Source organism: Nonomuraea deserti, from assembly GCF_004348685.1.
Lineage (GTDB): Bacteria > Actinomycetota > Actinomycetes > Streptosporangiales > Streptosporangiaceae > Nonomuraea > Nonomuraea deserti.
Map to the genome: position 1 here is coordinate 100,008 of NZ_SMKO01000010.1, position 18,983 is coordinate 118,990.

19 protein-coding genes are annotated in these 18,983 nt (G+C 69.8%); 14 read left to right on the top strand and 5 right to left on the bottom strand.

Features of this window, described 5'->3' with window-relative positions:
* The first annotated feature begins 42 nt into the window (after positions 1-42).
* The 10 genes from E1292_RS06810 (at position 43) to E1292_RS06855 (ending at position 8,920) form a co-directional block, all read left to right on the top strand.
* Positions 43-1,629, top strand: coding sequence for an acyl-CoA dehydrogenase family protein (locus E1292_RS06810; protein ID WP_220446700.1), 1,587 nt, complete (start codon positions 43-45; stop codon positions 1,627-1,629).
* 19 nt (positions 1,630-1,648) lie between these two features.
* Entirely contained in the window at positions 1,649-1,888 is a 240-nt protein-coding gene (locus tag E1292_RS06815) for an acyl carrier protein (protein ID WP_220446701.1), read from the top strand.
* Positions 1,889-1,902: 14 nt separating this feature from the next.
* A complete protein-coding gene (locus E1292_RS06820) occupies positions 1,903-2,817 on the top strand; it encodes a 3-oxoacyl-[acyl-carrier-protein] synthase III C-terminal domain-containing protein (protein ID WP_220446702.1) in 915 nt (304 codons plus the stop codon).
* An 11-nt stretch (positions 2,818-2,828) separates the two neighbouring features.
* The gene (locus E1292_RS06825) at positions 2,829-4,157 is read left to right on the top strand and encodes a preATP grasp domain-containing protein (RefSeq protein WP_220446703.1); all 1,329 of its coding nucleotides are present in this window, start codon (positions 2,829-2,831) and stop codon (positions 4,155-4,157) included.
* Entirely contained in the window at positions 4,154-5,431 is a 1,278-nt protein-coding gene (locus E1292_RS06830; RefSeq protein ID WP_132593119.1) for a type III PLP-dependent enzyme, read from the top strand. The genes E1292_RS06825 and E1292_RS06830 overlap by 4 nt, the downstream gene beginning before the upstream one ends.
* The gene (locus E1292_RS06835) at positions 5,428-5,691 is read left to right on the top strand and encodes an acyl carrier protein (RefSeq protein ID WP_132593121.1); all 264 of its coding nucleotides are present in this window, start codon (positions 5,428-5,430) and stop codon (positions 5,689-5,691) included. The genes E1292_RS06830 and E1292_RS06835 overlap by 4 nt, the downstream gene beginning before the upstream one ends.
* Position 5,692: 1 nt before the next feature.
* Positions 5,693-6,484: a hypothetical protein gene (locus E1292_RS06840; RefSeq protein ID WP_132593123.1), complete on the top strand. Its 792-nt coding sequence runs from the start codon at positions 5,693-5,695 to the stop codon at positions 6,482-6,484.
* A 68-nt stretch (positions 6,485-6,552) separates the two neighbouring features.
* A complete protein-coding gene (locus E1292_RS06845; protein ID WP_132593125.1) occupies positions 6,553-7,101 on the top strand; it encodes a hypothetical protein in 549 nt (182 codons plus the stop codon).
* Positions 7,098-8,249, top strand: coding sequence for an acyl-CoA dehydrogenase family protein (locus E1292_RS06850; RefSeq protein ID WP_132593127.1), 1,152 nt, complete (start codon positions 7,098-7,100; stop codon positions 8,247-8,249). The genes E1292_RS06845 and E1292_RS06850 overlap by 4 nt, the downstream gene beginning before the upstream one ends.
* 35 nt (positions 8,250-8,284) lie before the next feature.
* Positions 8,285-8,920 carry a 4'-phosphopantetheinyl transferase family protein gene (locus E1292_RS06855; RefSeq protein ID WP_132593129.1) on the top strand — a complete coding sequence of 212 codons (636 nt, stop codon included), beginning with the start codon at positions 8,285-8,287 and terminating at the stop codon, positions 8,918-8,920.
* Positions 8,921-9,003: 83 nt separating this feature from the next.
* On the opposite strand, the gene E1292_RS06860 is transcribed toward E1292_RS06855, so the two are convergent.
* Together E1292_RS06860 and E1292_RS06865 are read right to left on the bottom strand one after the other, a co-directional pair.
* Positions 9,004-9,945 (bottom strand): ribose-phosphate diphosphokinase, encoded by a 942-nt coding sequence (locus E1292_RS06860; protein ID WP_132593131.1) that lies wholly within the window; start codon positions 9,943-9,945, stop codon positions 9,004-9,006.
* Positions 9,946-9,978: 33 nt separating this feature from the next.
* The gene (locus E1292_RS06865) at positions 9,979-10,617 is read right to left on the bottom strand and encodes an HAD family hydrolase (RefSeq protein ID WP_246089963.1); all 639 of its coding nucleotides are present in this window, start codon (positions 10,615-10,617) and stop codon (positions 9,979-9,981) included.
* A 136-nt stretch (positions 10,618-10,753) separates the two neighbouring features.
* Here E1292_RS06865 and E1292_RS06870 point away from each other — a divergent pair, with 136 nt between their 5' ends.
* Positions 10,754-12,553, top strand: coding sequence for an alkyl/aryl-sulfatase (locus E1292_RS06870; RefSeq protein WP_132593133.1), 1,800 nt, complete (start codon positions 10,754-10,756; stop codon positions 12,551-12,553).
* A gap of 21 nt (positions 12,554-12,574) precedes the next feature.
* On the opposite strand, the gene E1292_RS06875 is transcribed toward E1292_RS06870, so the two are convergent.
* Complete coding sequence (locus tag E1292_RS06875) at positions 12,575-13,042, bottom strand: hypothetical protein (protein WP_132593135.1); 468 nt, start codon at positions 13,040-13,042, stop codon at positions 12,575-12,577.
* Positions 13,043-13,077: 35 nt separating this feature from the next.
* On the bottom strand, positions 13,078-14,517 hold the full coding sequence (locus tag E1292_RS06880) for a purine-cytosine permease family protein (RefSeq protein ID WP_132593137.1): 1,440 nt from the start codon (positions 14,515-14,517) through the stop codon (positions 13,078-13,080).
* Positions 14,518-14,610: 93 nt separating this feature from the next.
* Here E1292_RS06880 and E1292_RS06885 point away from each other — a divergent pair, with 93 nt between their 5' ends.
* A complete protein-coding gene (locus tag E1292_RS06885; protein WP_132593139.1) occupies positions 14,611-16,011 on the top strand; it encodes an MFS transporter in 1,401 nt (466 codons plus the stop codon).
* Between the two features lie 10 nt (positions 16,012-16,021).
* Here E1292_RS06885 and E1292_RS06890 read toward each other — a convergent pair whose 3' ends face one another.
* Positions 16,022-17,002, bottom strand: coding sequence for an NAD-dependent epimerase/dehydratase family protein (locus E1292_RS06890; RefSeq protein ID WP_132593141.1), 981 nt, complete (start codon positions 17,000-17,002; stop codon positions 16,022-16,024).
* A 206-nt stretch (positions 17,003-17,208) separates the two neighbouring features.
* On the opposite strand from E1292_RS06890, the gene E1292_RS06895 reads away from it, so the two are divergent.
* A complete protein-coding gene (locus E1292_RS06895) occupies positions 17,209-18,576 on the top strand; it encodes a sensor histidine kinase (RefSeq protein ID WP_165974424.1) in 1,368 nt (455 codons plus the stop codon).
* A 25-nt stretch (positions 18,577-18,601) separates the two neighbouring features.
* The gene (locus E1292_RS06900; protein ID WP_132593145.1) at positions 18,602-18,907 is read left to right on the top strand and encodes a nucleoside triphosphate pyrophosphohydrolase family protein; all 306 of its coding nucleotides are present in this window, start codon (positions 18,602-18,604) and stop codon (positions 18,905-18,907) included.
* Positions 18,908-18,983 lie beyond the last annotated feature (76 nt).

Consider the following 18,983-nt stretch of genomic DNA (forward strand, 5'->3'; position numbering starts at 1 on the left):
GATCCCTGGGACCCGGCCAATCCCCTCGGCTACGCGGAGATCGTGGCGGCCGACGAACGCCAGGAGATGTTCGCCGAGGCGGAGCAGCGGCTGGACGCCTACGGGATGAACGCAGAATTCGTCCCGGTCGAGTATGGCGGCCGCTTCAGCACCTTGGACAGGCTCGCCCGGGTGATGCGCGCCGTCTGGCGGCGAGATCCCTGTCTGGGCCTCGGCTACGGAGCAAGCAGTTTCATCGCCTCGGTCAACGTGTGGGCGGCCGGGTCGTCCGAGCAGAGGACGGCGTTCGCGAAGCATCTGCTGGCCGACCGGAAAATCGCCTCGGTCTATCACGAACTGGCGCATGGAAACGATTTCGCCCGTGCGGAACTGGCCGCCTACGGCATGCGGTTGAACGGCCGTAAAGAGGTGGTGACCAACGCCCAGAGGGCCGACTCTCTGGTGATCTTCGCCAGGACGTCACCGGACCCGGGTAGCCGCAGCCACTCCCAGTTTCTCGTGGACAAAGCGGATCTGCCCCAGGACCGGATGGCTTACCTCCCTCGATTTCCCAGCATGGGGATGCGTGGCGTGCAGTTGGGCGGCGTCGTCTTCACCGACTGCCCGATTCCGGATGACGCGATGATCGGCATGCCCGGCCGGGGGATCGAGACCGCGCTACGCTCTTTCCAGCTCACTCGTACGGCGCTGCCCTCGATGATCATCGGTGTTCTCGACACCGGGCTGCGCACGGCGCTCCGCTTCACCACCGGGCGACGGCTCTACGGCCGCGCGGCCGCCGACATCCCCTACGTGCGGGCGATCGTCGCCGAAGCGTTCGCCGACCTTCTGCTGTGCGACGCCTTCTGCACGGTGACCGCCCGCACGCTGCACCGGCTGCCCGGCCTGGCCAGCGTGCCGGCCTCGCTGGTGAAGTACGTCGTCTCGCAGCAGCTCATCGACGCGATGAACCGCCTGTCGTCGGTGCTCGGCGCGCACTTCTACATCCGCGACGGCGATCACGCGATTTTCCAGAAGCTGCTGCGTGACCTTGCGGTCATCGGTTTCGGGCATGCCGCCAGGGTCGCCTGCCTGGCCACCGTGCTGCCACAAACGCCCCTGCTCGCGCAACGGTCGTGGCCGGCAGCGGAGCAGCCGCCCGACGCCATATTCCAGCTCGGTACCGAACTGCCCCCGCTGCCCTTCGACGCCCTGGCGGTCTCCGCCTCGGGCAGGGACACGCTGAGTGCGGTGCCGAGGTCCATGCTCGACGAGACAGGCCTCGACCCGGAGCTGAGGCGGCTGGCCGCGTTGTTCGCCACCGAGTTGCGGGAGCTGACGAGCGAGGCCGGCGATCTGCGGCCGATGGAAACAGGCGTGGGAGCGAGCCCGGAAGCGCTGGCCATACCCGCGCGACTGGCCGCCGTGCTGGCCGCGAGCGCGTGCCTCGGCGTCTGGCGGCATGCGGAAGGCGGCTTCCTCGCCGATCCCACATGGGTGGTCGCCGCCCTGACCCGTCTCACCGCCCGTATCGGAAAAGGGGACGGGCACCTGCCGGCTCCCCTGACCCGGCGCCTCATGTCGGAGCTGCTGACCCGGCATGAGGACAGCCGTGGCTTCGACCTGACGGCCGGTTCGATCGCCGGCTGACCACGCGAAGGAGATGCCTGTGGATGACCTGCACAAATGGCTGACCCACCTGGTGGCGTCCTATCTGGAGAAGGATCCGGACGAGATCAGCGGTTCGGTGTCGCTCGCGACGTACGGGCTGGACTCCGTTTACGCCTTCGTGATGTGCGGCGACATCGAAGACCACCTTGATGTCCGGCTGGAGCCGACCGTGGCCTGGGACTACGAGACCATCGACGCCCTGGCCGACCATTTGAGCTCGCTGGTGGAGCAGCCGTGACCGTCCTGAAGGAGGTGGCCGTCCACCTGCCGTCGCAACGGGTCGCGGTCCGTTCGCTCCAGGAGGAGCTGCACCTGACCGACGTGCAACTCAAGGTCTACGAACGTTTCTACGGACTGTCGCACATCCTGCGTGAGCCCGAGGGCACCGTGTACGACCTGCTGATGGCGGCCGCCGGCGAACTCGGCACGCTCCACGGCCTCGAGCGGCGGATCCGCTATGTCATTCAGGCCAGGACCCTGCCGGTCGCGACGCCGTATCCGACAAGCGCTGTCCAGGAGGTCACGCGTTCACTCGGCCTGCATCGAGCCCAGGCGTTCGTCGTCTTCCATCATGCATGCGCGTCCGGCCTGCTCGCCGTGGACATCGCCGGGCGGCTGCTGGAAAGGGATGGAGACCCTGATGCGCTCGCCTTGGTGCTCACCGGGGAGAAGACCTTCACCATCGCCGCCAAGATGGTGCCGGACGTGGCCGTCAACGGAGAAGGCGCGGCGGCGATCCTGGTCGCGCCCGCGGGCGGGCGCGACCAGGTGCTGAGCTACGCGACCCGCACTCACGGGCGTTTCAGCGAGGGGCTCACTCTGTCCGGTGAGAAGCTCGCCGAGTTCGGTGAGATGTATCCGAAGGCGCTCGCCGAGGTGATGGGGGAGGCCGCGGACCGCGCGGGACTGGCCCTGACCGACATCGACCTGATCCTGCCGCACAACGTCAACCGCGTCTCATGGGTACGGCTGTGCAAGCTCATCGGTTTCCCCCTGGACCGGGTGTTCCTGGACAACATCCCCGTGACCGGCCACTGCTTCTGCGCCGATCCTTTCCTGAACCTTCGCTCGGCGTGCTCACGTGGCCGGCTGAAGCCTGGCGACACGTATCTGATGGCCGCTGTGGGGCTCGGGGCGACGTTCTCGGCCATGATTCTCAAGCACTAGGAGACCGCACCGTGTTTCTCGACCGGATGAAAGCGGCCCTGACCGGCTCGCCGCACACCCCTCTGGTTTTCCTGGGCAATTTCGAAGTCGAGGACCAATGGGCCGACGGAGTGAACGGGCTGCCGCGTGTGAGCTTCTCCGCCGGGGCGACGATCGTCAACCGGATGGACGAGTTCGGCCTTCTCCTGGCCGGTCCCGGCGACCACGTGGTGCTGAAAGAAGCTCCCGACGAGGACTACCTCACGCACCTCGAAGAGCTGGGAGTGGCGCTGCCGCGCGTGCACACTGTGGCGCGCAACGACCCGGCGCGGACGGTGACACTCGACGCGCTGGAAGACCAGAAGCTCCTGGCGGAGTTGTCCGGGCTCGTCGGCGCATGGATCGCCCCGCATGGCACCTCGGTCCTGGAGGAACGGCTGGCGGAGGCAGCCCGGCTGCCGCTGATCACGCCCTCGGCGGCCGTGTGCAAGGCGACCAACAGCAAGATCTACAGCCGCAGAGCCGCCGACGGGACCGGTCTGCGCCAGGCCACCGGCTGGACCGTGAGCGACATGAACGAGCTGGAGGTCGCCCTTGACGGAGCCAGGGTCCTGCTGGGCAAGGGCGGGACCGTTGTGGTCAAGGACGCGTTCGGCGTGTCAGGCAAAGGCATCACGGTGATCGCCGAACAACAGAAGCTGGATCGCCTGCACGCGATGATCCGGCGCCGGGCGGCCAAGAGGGGGGACGACACCCTGGCGCTCGTGATCGAGGAATGGGTGGCCAAGGTCGCCGACCTCAACTACCAGTTCACCGTGGGCCACGACGGGTCGGCGCACTTCGACTTCGTCAAGGAGGCGATCACCGAGGCCGGCGTCCACAAGGGGCACCGGATCCCGGCCGACCTGGCGGCCGCACAGGTGGCACAGCTGGAGGACGCGGCCCACAGGCTGGCGAAGGTGCTTCACGGCGACGGGTTCCACGGAGTGACGGGTGTCGACGCCATGGTGGCGCCGGACAACAGCCTCTACCCCGTGGTCGAGATCAACGCCCGCCACAACATGTCGACCTACCAGCTCACCGTGCAGGAGCTTCTCATGGCGCCCGGACAGATCGCGCTGGCTCGCCTGTACCCCCTGCGTCTGGACGGCCGGCTGACGTACCGGACCTTGAGGCGGAGACTCGCCGGGCTTCTCCTGGATGCCCCTGGGGGTTCGGGTCTGCTGGTCAACAACTTCGCAACCGTCAACGCCGGCGCCAGGGACGGCACCTTCGACGGGCGTTTGTACGGCCTGCTCATCGCCGAGGACCGGGCCCGGCTGGCCGCACTCGACACCGAGATCGTGAGGAGACTGCCATGACGGCGTACACAGTGCAGGGTCTCGACATCGGCGAGCTGGCCGAGCACTTCGGGACGCCGCTCTATGTCTATGACGGCGACGCGCTGCGGCAGCAGTTCGAGGACCTGCGGGCCCGGCTCCATTCCCGGCTGGAGATCTTCTTCTCGCTCAAGTCCAATCCGAACGTGTCCATCTGCACGGTTCTGGGCTCGTTGGGTGCGCGAGCCGAGGTGTCGTCCCTGGCCGAACTGGCCACCGCCCTGCGTGCCGGAATCGCCTCCGACGACATTCTCTTCCTCGGCCCGGGCAAGAGCGAGCAGGAGTTGCGGGCATGCCTCACCGAACGGGTCCATGCCATCGTGTGCGAGTCCTTCGGGGAGCTGGAGCTGATCGACCGTCTCGCCGCCGAGTACGGCGTGCGGGCGCCCGTCGTCCTTCGCGTGAACCCCGGTTTCGCTGTGAAGGGCTCGAAGCTCACCATGGGCGGTAAGCCACGCCAGTTCGGGATCGATGAGGACCAATTGCTGGGCGCGCCGGACCTGTGCGAGCGCCACGCGAACGTGCGGGTCGCCGGCATCCAGACGTACATGGGGACGCGCATACTCAGCGAAGACGTCGTCGCGGAGAACACCCGCATGATCCTGGACCTGGCGGAGCGGCTGTCGGCGAAGCTCGGCTTCCCGCTCGATCTCGTGGACGTCGGCGGCGGACTCGGCGTGGCCTATTTCGACGGCGAACGAGATCTCGACGTGGACGTCCTGGCCGGCCTGCTCAACCCGATGATCGAGGAGTTCACCGCCCGCAACCCGGCGACGCGGATGGTCATGGAACTGGGCCGCTATCTCACCGCTCCCTCCGGGATCTACGTCGTTCGCGTGCGGTACGTGAAGACCTCGATGGGGGAGAGGTTCGCCATCGCCGACGGCGGCACGAACCATCACATGGCGGCGGTCGGCATCGGGTCGTTCGTCAAGCGCAACTTCCCCGTACGCCTGCTCAGCCGGTCGGCCGAACCCACCGGTCCCTGGACCGTCACCGGTCCGCTCTGCACCCCCAACGACACGCTCGCGAAGGCGGTCGTGCTCCCCGACCTGCGGCCGGGAGACCTGCTCGGCGTGCTCAGGTCCGGTGCGTACGGCCCCAGCGCCTCTCCCGTCCTGTTCCTCAGCCACGGCCACCCCGCCGAGGTTCTGGTGATCGACGGGGAGTCCCGGCTGATCCGCGAGCGTGACGGCGTAGACGACCTGCTGCGGCAGCAGCGCATGCCCATCTCAGGCAAGGAGAAGCACGGATGAGCGAGATGAAGACCATCGAGCGGTCCACCGTCAGCAACACCATTGCGGGTGAGCTCGCGGCGATACTCAACCGAGAGGTCACCGGCATTTCGGACAGCACATCACTTTTCGACGAACTCGGTCTCGACTCCACGACCGTCCTCGAACTCCTGATGCGGCTGGAGGACACGCTCATGATCGAGTTCGACACGGACACGCTGGAGCAGCACCACTTCGAGACCGTGGGCACGCTCGCCGACTACGTCATCGAGCAGGCATAGCGTGCGCCTGCACCGGATCGAGACACGAGTGTTCGAGGAGGGGCTCCCCTTCTCGTCCGGCGCGGCCGCCCGGTGGATGGAGCATTACACCCAGGACATCACCGGCTTGTACGGTCTCGCGCCGCGGCCCGGCCACCTGCTGAAGCGACGTAACAGCTATGCCGACATGGCCGCGGCCATGCTGGAGATCATGGCTCCCGTCCCGGCTGCGATGGAGGTGGTGGCGATGGCCACCACAGTGCCCGACGCCGATCTGCAGCAGGCCCCGATCTCGATGCTGGCCGACGCCTTGCTCAGCGATCCGCTGCCGCTCGGGGCCAGCGAGCAGGGGCCGATCGCGCCCTTCACCGCGCTCGAGCTGATCCAGCTGTACGACACCGAGAACGCTCTGCTGATGGTGCTGGATCAGCGAAGCCTGCCGTACGACGTGACCGGCCCGGAGGAGATCGTGCCACTCCAGGACTGCGCGGTCGCCCTGCTGTTCACCGAGGACGGCGGCTGCGCCGACGATTTCGCCATCCGGCACTGGGTCGACGTTCCACCCGTGAAGGTGGCGGATCTGCTGGCAGGCGAACGGGACGGTGGAGCGACGCTGATCGCCGGAGCCGGCCTGGCGAAAACCCTGCCCAGTGGTTTCCCGGACATGAGGGTGGCACCGCTGGGACTGCCGTGCACCGGAGCCTGGACGGAACTGGCCGTCGCGCTGCCCGGCCTGCGGGGCCGGAGCGTCACAGTCGCCGACTACGACCACGCACTGCGCCACCTCAGCACCTGCACACTCCATATCGATTGAGAGTCACAATGACGCTCCGGGATCTCTCCTACGCCCCCATCCGAGTCGCGGCGCGGACCGACGGTCTCGTGGCCGCGCTGTCACTGCTTCACGAGACCACGGGAACGGTCGGGTACGGCCCGGAAGGGCATGTGATCGTGCCCCGTGGCCTGATCGAGGCCGATCCGGAAGCCGAGGTCATCGACACGATCGAGCTGCACGGCCGGCTTCTGTACGGCCTGCACTGCCCCGGAAGATCAGGACAGGCTCCTGAAGAGTGGACGCTTGGGCTGGTCTGGCTTCGGTACGGCCTGTCCGAAGGGCTGCTCGAGTCGTGCATGACCTACCTCGGCGGACGCACGGTGGGGAACAGCCCGTTATTGCTCCAGCAGATGATCAAAGGTCAGCTCGCCGAAGCCGTGATCGCACACCTGGAGGTCCTCACCGCGCTGGAAGACGCGCACCCGGGTGACCTCGACGAAAGCGCCCTGGCCGCGTTGCACCAGCGAATCACCCGGACCGATCGAGGGTTGCTACGGCTGCTGGGCGGCAGCAGCCTGTGCGCGGACGGCCCCGGCCAAGCCGTGCACATCTCCGAACTCATGGCCGACGCGTACACGAAACGGCAGACGACATGATCGAACTCAACGAGCGGCAGTCCACGCTACGCGCGTACGCCCGCGAATGGGCGACCGAGCTGGCGAAGCGGGCCTTCGAGCTGGAACGCTCACCGGAGCTCGTGCATCGGCTCCTGGACTTGCCCGGGATGGTGTTCCTGGCCAGGACCCCGGTCCCGGCCGAGTACGACCGGGATCCGATCCTCCTCGACGGCCACCGCTACGACGGGGGGTCGATGGAGCGGGTGACGATCTGTGAGGAGTTCGCGGCGGCCGACGCGGGGATGATGCTGGCGGCGCCGGGTCCGTCGATGTCCGGTGTGCTGGTATCGCAGCTCGGGGACAAGGCGCAGCAAGAGTGGTTCTTCAGCCGTGTCCTGGAACGCCCCACCTGGACGTTCTTCGCACTCACCGAACCAGACCGGGGCTCCGACGCCGGCGGGCTGCAAACGTCGCTCGTCCCCGACGGCGATCGCCTGTTGCTCAACGGAGCCAAGCGGTTCATCGGTAACGCCGCCCGGGCTTCGTTCGGGGTGGTTTTCGCCCGGACGAAGCCCGGGCCGCTCGGTGTGGTGGCGGCGCTGGTGGAGACCTCCCTGCGGGGCTTCACCGCCACACCCTTTCCGACCGTCGGGCTGCGCGGCAACCAGGTCACCGACGTGCGGTTCGACAATGTGGAGATCACGATGGACCGCATGCTCGGCGCGCACCTGTCGCCCACGAGGAGGGGCTTGCTGGGCGCTGTGCGCGGCCTGAACAAGCTCCGCCCCGGCGTCGCAGCTCTGGGCCTGGGCATCGCGCGTGGTGCCTACGAGTATGTGCGCGCCGAGCGGCGTGATCTGACCGCCTGGGAAAGATGCGAGCTCGACGAGATGGCGCGCGACATCGAGAGCGTGCGGCAGCTTGTCCGCCGGGCCGCCACGGCGGCCGACGCGGACGACCCCGCACTCGCCACCCTGGCGTCGGCGGCCAAGGCGCGAGCTTCGCAACTGGCCGAAGAGATCACGCTGGGCGCTTTCGGATTCTTCGGCGCAGGGGCGCGGCTCCAGCATCCGCGGCTGGACAAGTACGCCAGGGACGCCCGTGCCGTCGAGTACATGGAGGGCACGCGTAACATCCACCATCTCAACGTCTTCCAGGGGCTTTCCCGGAGAAGGCTCGCCTCCTGAGCGCCTGGTCACTCCGGCCGCGTGGTTGTGTCCCCGTGGCCGGAGCGGAGGCGCTCGCCGGTGTGGAGATCTGGCAGGTAGCCCTGGACCGGTCGGCCGACATGGACGACTACGCCACGACCCTGGACGATCGCGAGCGCGCCCGGGCGGCAGGTTTCGCCGGGACGGCCGAGCGCAGGCGGTACCTTGTGTCACACGCCGCCGTTCGGCGCATCCTGGCCCGGCGTATGCGCGTACGCCCCGCTGACGTGCGGATCGCCGTCGGCAGGCACGGCAAGCCTTATTCGCCGGAGCGGCCCGACATCCAGTGGAACCTGTCGCACTCGGGAGAACTCGCGCTCGTGGCCGTGGCCCCCGATCGGAGCGTAGGGGTGGATGTGGAGAGGGTGCGGCCCGAACTCGACCGGGCGGCGTTCGCCGCCCGCTTCTTCCCGCCCGAGGACGTCGCGTACATCGACAGGTCACCCGAGCGGTTCGCGCTCGTCTGGGCGCGGCGTGAGTCCTGCGTCAAGGCGGCCGGGGGGCGGCTGACGCAAGGTTTGCGGCTCCCGGTCAGCGGGCCGTCGCCCCAGCTCGTCCGGGACCCGGCCGGGATCCTGCCGGGAGCCTGGCTGGTGCTCGACATACCGGTGCCGCCTGGTTTCCGGGCGGCACTGGCGATCAGCGTGTGACTCCGTACGAGCGGCCTTCGAGGCGGACGCAGCATCGTGATTTCGCCGACACCTCGTGCCGCACGGGCGCGGCCGGGCGTTCCTTACTGGCCGGTGTTGAAGAGCGCGCTTACTGACTCGCCGTCGTGGATGCGGCGCATGGCCTCGGCCAGGGCGGGCGCGATCGACAGGACGGTGAGCTTGTCGCAGGGCTTGGGCGGCGGCACGGTGTTGGTGCAGACGATCTCCTCGACCTCCGGCAGCGCGCCCAGCCGCTCCAGCGCCCCGCCCGAGAACAACCCGTGCGTGCAGGCCACGCGGACCGACCTGACGCCCTGCTCGCGCAACCGGTCGAGCAGCTCGATGACCGTGGAGCCCTTGGCGATCTCGTCGTCCAGGATGATCACGTCCTTGCCGGCCACCTCGCCGATCACGGAGCTGATCACCACGCGGTCGTCGCTGAAGCGCTGCTTGGCGCCCATCGCGACGTCGGTGCCGAGCAGGCGGGAGAAGGCGGCGGCCTCCTTGGCGTTGCCGAGGTCGGGGGAGACGACGACCGTGTTCGACAGGTCGTACTGGCGGAAGTGGGCGGCCAGCTCGCGCAGGGCGTGCAGGTGGTCGACGGGGACGCTGAAGAAGCCGTGCACCTGCGGCGAGTGCAGCGTCATCGCCAGCACCCGGCTGGCCCCGGCGGCCACCATCAGGTCGGCGACCAGCCGGCCGCCGATGGAGATGCGGGGCGCGTCCTTCTTGTCGCTGCGCGCGTAGGCGTAGTGGGGGAGGACGACCGTGGTGCGGGCGGCGGAGGCGCCGCGGGCGGCGTCGAGCATCAGCAGCAGCTCGACGAGGTGCTCCTGCGTCGGCGGGACGAGCGGCTGGATGAGGAAGACGTCACGCTCGCGGCAGTTGGCCTGCAACTGCACTTCGAGCACGTCGTTGGCGAACCGGTGGATCTGGACGGGGTGCAGGGGAGTGCCCAGATGGGCACAGATCTCCTCCGCGAGCTCGGGGTGGGCGCTGCCGCTGAAAACCGTGATGTCTCGCACGGTTCCCTGAGCTTACCCACCCCGGCCCGGCGTTCACGAGAGCAGCTCCGGGGTGAGCGCGTCGAGGTTGGGCAGGACGCGCCAGGCCAGGGCGAGCGCGTCGGGCGCCGGCGGGTAGCGCGGATGGGGTACGGCGATCACGTGCATGCCTGCGGCGTGGGCGGAGCGCAGCCCGTTGCTGGAGTCCTCGACCGCCACGCAGCCGCGGGGGTCGACGTCCAGCCGGCGGGCCGCCTCCAGGTAACCGTCGGGGGCGGGCTTGCCACGCGCGACCTCCTCTGTGGACACGGTGGCGGCGAAGCACTCCTTCAGGTCGGCCGCGTCCAGCACCACGTCGATCAGCGTGCGCGGGGACGAGCTGGCCAGCCCCAGCGTGTTGCGCTCGGCCAGGCGCCGCACCGCCTTCACCGCCCCCGCCATCAGCGGCACCCCGGCGCGGTAGCGGGCGGCCATCTGGTCGACGACGCCGCGGGCGATCTCGGCGGGTGGCATCCGTACGCCGAGCTCGTGCAGGTAGGCGGCCCACTCGGCGGTGCTCATGCCCATGAGCCTGGACTGCGTGTCGGGCTGCCAGGCGCCGCCGTGCTCGGCCACGAACGCCCGGCGCACCTCCTCCCACACGGGCTCGGAGTCCACCAGCACGCCGTCGAGGTCGAACACGCAAGCTCTCACGACCGCGAGAATACGCGAACGGCGACCGGCCCCCCGTGGCACGGCACGCCTGACATATGTCCTTATTGCCCGAGATTCATGCTATTAGGGAAGTCTATTGAGCTATCGGGACTGATTCCCGGGCATGCCACACGGCATGGCAGACCTTCCACTTCACGACCAGGGCGACTTCGCGGACGCCGACCGCGGATTCATCGCGAAGCTCAGCCCGGCGGTGGTCAGAACGGCGGACGGCCGGGTCGTCTGGGACGGCGACTCCTACGACTTCCTCCAGGAGGACTGCCCGGAGACGGCTCATCCCGGCCTCTGGAGGCAGAGCCGGCTCTGCGCCAGGCAGGGACTGTACGAGGTCACCAGCGGCGTCTACCAGGTGCGCGGCCTGGACCTGTCGAACATGACGCTGGTCGAAGGCGATCGGGGCGTCGTCGTGATCGACCCGCTGATCTCCACCGAGTGCGCCGCCGCGGCACTGAAGTTGTACCGCGCCCACCGCGGCGATCGCCCGGTCACCGGCGTCATCTACACCCACACGCACGTCGACCACTTCGGCGGCGTGCGCGGCGTCACCGACGGCGGCGTGCCGATCCTGGCCCCCGCGGGTTTCCTGGAGCACGCCGCGTCCGAACGGGTCTACGCGGGCCACGCGATGACCCGCCGCGCAGTCTACCTGTACGGCCGGGCGCTGCCCCGCTCGCCCGAGGGACAGATCGGCTGCGGCCTCGGCATGACCGCCTCGACGGGCACCGTGTCGCTCATCCCGCCCACGCTGGACCTCACGCGTACTGGCCAGGAGGAGACGGTCGACGGCATCCGCATGATCTTCCAGCTCACGCCGGGCGCCCAGGCCCCCGCGGAGATGAACCTGCTCCTGCCTGACCGTCGCGCCCTCTGCCTGGCCGAGAACGCCACCCACAACCAGCACAACCTGCTGTCCCTGCGCGGCGCCGTGGTGCGCGACGCCCGCGCGTGGGCGCGCTACCTGACCGAGGCCGTCTCCCTGTTCGCCGGCCGGGCCGACGTCGCCTTCGCCTCGCACCACTGGCCCACCTGGGGCGGCGAGGCCATCGTGCGCTTCCTGGAGCAGCAGCGCGACATGTACGCCTACCTGCACGACCAGACGCTGCGCCTGATCAACAAGGGCCTGACAGGCCCCGAGATCGCCGAGGCCCTGCACATGCCGCCCCAGCTGGAGCAGGCCTGGCACACCCACGGCTATCACGGCGCGGTCTCCCACAACGTCAAGGCCGTCTACCAGCGCTACCTGGGCTGGTTCGACGGGAACCCGGCCCACCTGTGGGAGCATCCGCCCAGGGAGAGCGCCATCCGCTACGTCGAGTGCCTGGGCGGCGCCGCCGGCGTGGTCGCGTTCGCCCGGCGCTACATCGACGAGAACGACCTGCGCTTCGCCGCCCAACTGCTCAACCACGCGGTCTTCGCCGACGAGGGCAACAAGGAGGCCCGCGACCTGCTCGCCGAGGTCTACACCAGGCTGGGCCACGGGGCCGAGAACGCCACCTGGCGCAACTTCTACCTCATGGGCGCCCTGGAACTGGCCGACGGCATCGTGCCCGCCACCATGGACGTCACCTCTCCGGACCTGCTCGCCGCGCTGAGCGTCGAGCAGATCTTCGACTCCATCGCCATCCGCGTCGACGGGCCGCGCGCCTGGCACGAGCGGCTGGCCATCGACTGGCACCTGACCGACCTGGGGGAGCGGCACCGTACGACGTTGTGCAACGGCGTGCTCGTCCAGCAGCGGAACCCGGGCGACGACGCCGCCGACCTGACCCTGCGGCTGACGAAGGAGCAGCTCGTGGGGTTGCTGGCGGGCAAGGGCGTCGAAGGGGTCGAACGCGAGGGCAACACGGCGGTGTTGCAGCGACTGGTCGCCGTACTGGACCGGCCGGTGCCGGACTTCGCCATCGTCACGGCCTGACCCGCGCTCCCGGGGCGCCCGCTACGTCCGGGCCGCCTCGGCGTGCAGCGCCTCGCAGGCCAGCCCCAGCAACGTCACCAGCACGGCCGCGATCACCGGCCCCAGCGCCAGCGGCACCGTCAGCTCGCCCGCGTGCCACGCCGCCGCGGCGACCGCCGCCGACGTCAGCACCGTCACTCCGAACATGGCCGCCCACAGCGGCAGCATCCGCAGGTAGGCGAACAGCAGCCCGAACACCGGCCACACGAACGGCGGCGCCGCCACGGCCAGCGCGGCCCAGCCACCCGTCACCAGGCCCAGCCACGCGAGCGCCGGGATGGGCCGGCGTTCGATCACCGGGCCGGTGGAGTAGACGAGGCCGAGCAGCACGCCTCCGGCGGCCACGGCCACGAGGCCGTCGCGCAGCACGGTGACCACGGCGATGAGCAGCAGCCCGCACGCCGTGACGTGCGTCGCCCACTGCAGCAGCCGCAACGGAAGGTTCGACATGACTCACTCAGCGTAACGCCGGGTGGGTCTCCCGATCAGCGGGTGCCGCGGTCGCCACGCCGGGTGAACGCCGTCAGCAGGTAGTACAGCGCGCCGGCCACCACGAGGGCGACCACCACGCCGATGTTCGCCGCCCCGAACGTGCCGGTCCGGAGTTCGTGGCTCATCAGGAAGCCGACGACCGCGGCGATGTTCTCGTCGGCCGAGGTGATGAGGCCGAGCCCGACGATCGACGCCACCACCAGCGACACCAGGCCGGGCCAGTGCAGCGCCGGCGCGCCGGGACGCAGCAGCCGCTCCCGGTCGGCACGCTGGTTCTGCCCGCCGTACGAGCGGCCGCCGTCCCGCAGCCGCCACATGTCCACCAGGAAGACCGCGGCCCAGGCCGCCATCACCACGCCGATGATCGCCAGGAACGCCTGGAAGGTGCCGAGGAAGCTGGTGGAGACGAACAGCAGGTAGTAGCCGCCCAGCACCATGAGCAGCCCGTCGATCAGCACCGCGTAGTGCCGCCTGATCGGTACGCCGAGCGCCAGCATCGACAGGCCCGACGAGTAGATGTCCATGATCGCCCCGGCCAGGAAGCCGCCGATGGCGGTCAGCAGGTACGGCAGCAGGAACCAGGTCGGCAGCGCCCCGGCCAGCGCCGCCACCGGGTCGCCGCCCGCGGCTTCGGCCAGCGTCGGGTCGCCGCCCGCCAGCAGCACGCCGAACACGAGCAGCACCATGGGCGGCAGCGCGCCGCCGAGCATCGTCCACAGGGCCACCGAGCGCGGGCGCGAGTCCGACGGCAGGTAGCGGGAGTAGTCGGCGCCGCAGTTGACCCAGCCCAGGCCGAGCAGGGTCATGGCGAAGATGATCCCGCCCACCCAGCCGCCAGGGCCGGCCGTGGTCTCCAGCGACACGCCGAGCCTCGGGGCCATGAGGATCATGTAGACGACGGTCAGCACGACGAACGCGTACGTCAGGTAGCGCTGCACCACCATGATCATCGCGTGGCCGTACACGCCGACCGCGATCACCACCACGGCCGCGACGGCGAAGCACACGGCGGTGGCCGTCGTGGGCGGGATGCCGGGCGCGAGCCGGCCCAGGATGGCCGCGCCGCTCTGTGCGGCGAGCGTGACGAGCACGATCTCCCAGCCCACGTTCGACAGGTACGACAACGCCGCGGGCAACTTGTTGCCCTGGTAGCCGAACGGCGCCCGGCCCAGCGTCATGGTCGGCACGCCCGACCTGGCGCCGGCGATCGCGACCAGGCCGACCAGCAGGAACGACAGCGCGTACCCGATGGCGCCGGTGATGATCGCGGGCACCACGCCCAGGCCCAGCCCGACGATGTAGACACCGAAGGCGACGCCGAACAGCGACAGGTTCGAGCCCGCCCACGGCCAGAAGAGGTCTCTCGGCCGCCCGTGCCGCTCGGACTCGGGGACCGCGTTGATGCCGTTCTGCTCCACGGCCATCGTGTCCATGATCGGACGTTACTCGCCTTCTGCGAAGAAACGAACCCTTACCTCCGGTACGGGGACACGTTTCCGCCGCTGGTCTGCGGTGAGACTCCCGTGATGAGGGCATTTGGGGGTGACACGCGCAAGCACGCGCTGGCCATCTGCCTGGTCGCGGCGTTCATGAGCGGGCTGGACGTGAGCATCGTCAACGTGGCCGTCCCGTCGATCCGCGATGCGCTGGACGCCTCGGAGGACGGGCTGCAGTGGACGGTGTCGGGGTACGCGCTCGCGTTCGGGCTGCTGCTGGTCCCCGCCGGGCGGCTGGGGGACGCCAGGAGCCGGCGCACGCTCTTCATGACGGGCGTGGCGCTCTTCACCGCCTCCAGCGCGGCGTGCGGGCTCGCCTGGGACATGAACGTGCTGATCGCGGCCAGGTTCGTGCAGGGGCTGGCGGCCGGCATGCTCAACCCGCAGGTGTCGGGGCTGATCCAGCAGATGTTCCGCGGGGCCGAGCGGGGGCGGGCGTTCGGGGCGCTCGGCGCCACCATCGGCGTGTCCACGGCCGCGGGGCCGCTGATCGGCGGCCTGCTCGTCGGCCTGGCCGGTGCCGATCACGGGTGGCGGTGGGTGTTCCTGGTGAACGTGCCGATCGGGATCGTGCTGCTGCCGCTGGCCTGGCGGGCGCTGCCGGCCCGGCCGGGGACCGGGCGGCGCGAGAGCATGGACCCGGTCGGCGTGCTGCTGCTCGGCATGGGAGTGGTGGGGCTGCTGCTGCCGTTCATCCAGCGGCACCAGTGGGAGGGCAACGCGAAATGGCTGCTCATCCCGGTCGCGCTGGTGGTGCTGGCCGCCTTCGTGCTCTGGGAGCGGCGCTATCCGCGCGAGCCGCTGGTGAACCTGGCGTTGTTCGGCAAGCGCTCGTACAGCCTGGGGACGGCCATCGCGCTGTTCTACTTCGCCGGCTTCACGGGCATCTTCTTCATCTTCACCCTCTACCTGCAGGTCGGGCTGCACTACAGTGCCCTGCTGGCCGGGCTGGCGATCACGCCCTTCGCGCTCGGCTCGGCGTCGGCCTCGGTGGTCGGCGGGCGGCTCGTGTCGCGCGCCGGCCGGCGCGTGGTGGCGGTGGGCCTGACGATGGTGATCGCCGGGCTCTGCGCGACGATGCTGGCGACCGTGCTGGTGCCCGGGCGGGCGGTGGGCCTGGCGACGGTGCTGCCGCTGCTGCTGGCGGGCATGGGCAGCGGTCTGGTCATCTCGCCCAACCAGGCGATCACGCTGTCGGAGGTGCCGCCCGAGGGCGGGGGGAGCGCGGCGGGCGTGTTGCAGACGGGGCAGCGGCTGGGGTCGGCGATCGGGATCGCCGTGGCGGGCTCGACGTTCTTCGGCGCGCTGGGCCAGGGCTGGGCGACCGCCTTCCGCCACGGCCTGACGGCGGTGCTGATGTCGGTCGTGATCGCCCTGGCGGCCGCCGCCTACGACCTCGCCCGCACCCGCAGGGACGCCCCCCGCGCGTGACCTCGGCGGCTCATCCGGCCAGGACGCGCGCCTCCGTCTCTGGATCGAGGCCGACGGCGGGGCGGTCGGGCCGCATGGGCGCCACGCCGCCGATGCTCCGCAGCCAGGCCCACGTGTCGGCGACCGTCTCCTCCACCGGGCGCACCCGCAGCCCCGCCGCCACCGCCCTGGACACGTCGGCCCCGTGCATGAAGTCGTGGAGCTCGCCCGTCAGCCAGATCGGCAGGTCGGACCACGGCTCGATGCCCGCTCCGAGGACGCGTTCCTCCGGCGTCCAGCGCAGCTCGGCGTCGGACCCGGTCACCTTCACGCAGACTTCGAGCAACTCCCGCATCGTCGTGAAGCCCGGCGGGCTCACCACGTTGTACGCCCCGCCCAGCCCTTGCTCGGCCGCGCGCAGGCACCACACGGCGAGGTCACGGGCGTCGATGTACTGGAGCCCGAGGTCGCGGGGCTCCGGAGCGAGCACCGGCCCCCCGCGCGCGATCCTGGTGAGCCACCACGGCAACCGCCCGATGTTCTCGTAGGGGCCCAGGACGAGCCCCGCCCTGGCCAGCAGCGCCCGGTCGCCGAAGGCGGCGACGGCGGCCAGCTCCGCCCCCACCTTGTTCTTCGCGTAGTCGCCGTCTCCGTCGTCGGCCGACCCCGTCACGACCGGCGCGTTCTCGTCGGCGCCGAACGGCACAGGGAAGGTGTGGACGGACCTGCTGGACACGTAGACGTAGTGGCCCGCCCGGCCGGCCAGCAGGGACGCGGTGTCTCTCACCGCGGACGGCGCCCACGACCAGGTGTCGAGCACGGCGTCCCACTCGCCGTGCGCCAGCGCCGCGAGGCCGCCAGGGGCCGACCGGTCGCCGCGCAGCGCGGTCACGCCCGGCGCCGGGTCGCGGGTGCCCCGGTTGAACGTCGTGACGTCCCACCCCAGGGCCTGCGCCTCCTCGACGACCGCCCGTCCCACGAACTCCGTGCCGCCCAGTACGAGAAGTCTCATGGCGTTCACCCTGGCCGCCGGAGTCCGCGGGCGACAGGGGGTCATGCTCTCGGCGGAATCGCCGTGAGCGAATCCGATGCACCGTGCGTAATCAGATCTCTGTTCGACCGACGTGAGGGCAGGGTATAGCAGCAGATCAGGGTCGTTAATGGTGAAATTGCCTTATAGGGGTAAAGGTCACCCATAGTGACATGGGAGTGCATGGGATGGTGATACGGCTTTTCCCCCGCTCGATCCGGGCGCGCCTGACCGCGATCGCGACCGCCATAGCGGCGCTGGTCCTCTTCGCCACGTCCGCCTTCATGCTCGCCACCGTCCCCGGCAACCTGCGCGACGTCGTCCTGGACAGGGTCGAGGTGTCCGTACGCAGGATCGCGAGCGAGGCCAGAGCCGGAGAGCTGTCCACATCCATCGAAGCCCCCGCGCGCGTGCACTTCCTGGAGGTGGTCACCCCCGACGGCGACGTGCTCGCGGCCACCACCGGTCGCCACGTGCACTGGAGGCTCAAGGCGTTCCAGCCCTCCGAGCTCGAGAAACTTTACATTTCGGAGACATGGGCGCCGCAGGAGCTGAACGGCGACGAGACCCACTTCCTGGTGATGTCCATGTTGGTGCCGACCCGTGACGGCCCCGTCGCCGTGTACGGCGCGTCGTCCCTCACCGATGTCGACCGCGCCATCAGATGGTTCGAGATCCAGACCTTCGTCGTCACCCCGCTGATCCTGGCGAGCGTCGCGGGCATCACGTGGCTCGTGGTCGGGTTCGCGCTGCGCCCGGTCGAACGCATCCGCGCCAAGCTGGCCGAGATCACCGGCCAGGACCTCAGCAGGCGCGTCCCCGTACCCGACACGGGGGACGAGATCACCGACCTGGCCACCACCACGAACGACACCCTCGACCGCCTCGAACGCTCCGCCGAGACCCAGCGGCGCTTCGTCGCCGACGCCTCGCACGAGCTGCGCAGCCCCATCTCCGCCCTGCGCGTCCAGCTCGAGGTGGCCAACGCCATCCCCGACGAGACCGACTGGCCCGCCACGGGAGCGGTGGCGCTGACCGCCGTCGACCGGCTCACCGGCATCATCGACGAGCTCCTGATGCTGGCCAGGCTCGACGCGGGCACGGTCGCGCCCCGCCGCGTGGTGGACATGTGCCGCCTGTGCGCGGAGCAGGTACGCCGCCGTGCGGACACCAGGGTGGTCATCGTCCCCGACCTCTGCGCTTCGGCCCCCGTGTACGGCTCGCCCGTGCAACTCGACCGGCTCCTGACGAACCTCCTCGACAACGCCACCCGGCACGCCGAGACCAGGATCGACCTGGAGGTGGCGGTGATCGAGGGCAGGGTGGTGACGACGGTGACCGACGACGGCGAGGGCATCGCCCCCGAGGACAGGGAGCGGGTCTTCGAGCGGTTCACCAGGCTGGACAGCGCCAAGGCCAAGGACCAGAGCGGCAGCGGCCTCGGCCTGGCCCTGTCCAGGGAGGTCGCCCTGTCCCACGGCGGCACGCTCACCGTCGCCGACCATTCGCCGGGCGCCCGCTTCGTGCTCGTCCTCCCCTGCCACGAGGGCGTCTGAGCCCGCACGCCCTACACTCGCGGCCATGGATCTGAGCCGGCTCTCCGACGAGGTCGAGTCCGTCTCCCAGCGCTACGCGGAGAAGCTGGGGATCGAACGGGACGACACCTGGTTCCTGCTCAAGCTGCAGGAGGAGGTCGGCGAGCTGACCCAGGCGTTCCTGATGCGCACCGGCCGGGCCAGGACGAAGGGGCGCACGGAGGACGAACTCGACGCGGGCTTCCGTGCCGAGCTGGCCGACGTGCTCTGCCACGTGGTGCTGATGGCCCGCCATCACGGGGTCGACCTGCAGGCGGAGATCGACCGGAAGTGGCTCGTGCACAACCCCTGACCGACGTGTCGGCTGCGACGGGCATGAGGTCCAGGCGCTGGCGGGTAGGGGGTCGGGCGGCCGGCGGGTAGGAGGT

Coding starts and splice junctions, on each gene's coding strand:
- E1292_RS06850 (WP_132593127.1), top strand. CDS start 7,098: ATGATCGAACTCAACGAGCGGCAGTCCACGCTACGCGCGTACGCCCGC.
- E1292_RS06835 (WP_132593121.1), top strand. CDS start 5,428: ATGAGCGAGATGAAGACCATCGAGCGGTCCACCGTCAGCAACACCATT.
- E1292_RS06875 (WP_132593135.1), bottom strand. CDS start 13,042: ATGTCGAACCTTCCGTTGCGGCTGCTGCAGTGGGCGACGCACGTCACG.
- E1292_RS06830 (WP_132593119.1), top strand. CDS start 4,154: ATGACGGCGTACACAGTGCAGGGTCTCGACATCGGCGAGCTGGCCGAG.
- E1292_RS06890 (WP_132593141.1), bottom strand. CDS start 17,002: ATGAGACTTCTCGTACTGGGCGGCACGGAGTTCGTGGGACGGGCGGTC.
- E1292_RS06895 (WP_165974424.1), top strand. CDS start 17,209: ATGGTGATACGGCTTTTCCCCCGCTCGATCCGGGCGCGCCTGACCGCG.
- E1292_RS06870 (WP_132593133.1), top strand. CDS start 10,754: ATGGCAGACCTTCCACTTCACGACCAGGGCGACTTCGCGGACGCCGAC.
- E1292_RS06900 (WP_132593145.1), top strand. CDS start 18,602: ATGGATCTGAGCCGGCTCTCCGACGAGGTCGAGTCCGTCTCCCAGCGC.
- E1292_RS06885 (WP_132593139.1), top strand. CDS start 14,611: ATGAGGGCATTTGGGGGTGACACGCGCAAGCACGCGCTGGCCATCTGC.
- E1292_RS06880 (WP_132593137.1), bottom strand. CDS start 14,517: ATGGACACGATGGCCGTGGAGCAGAACGGCATCAACGCGGTCCCCGAG.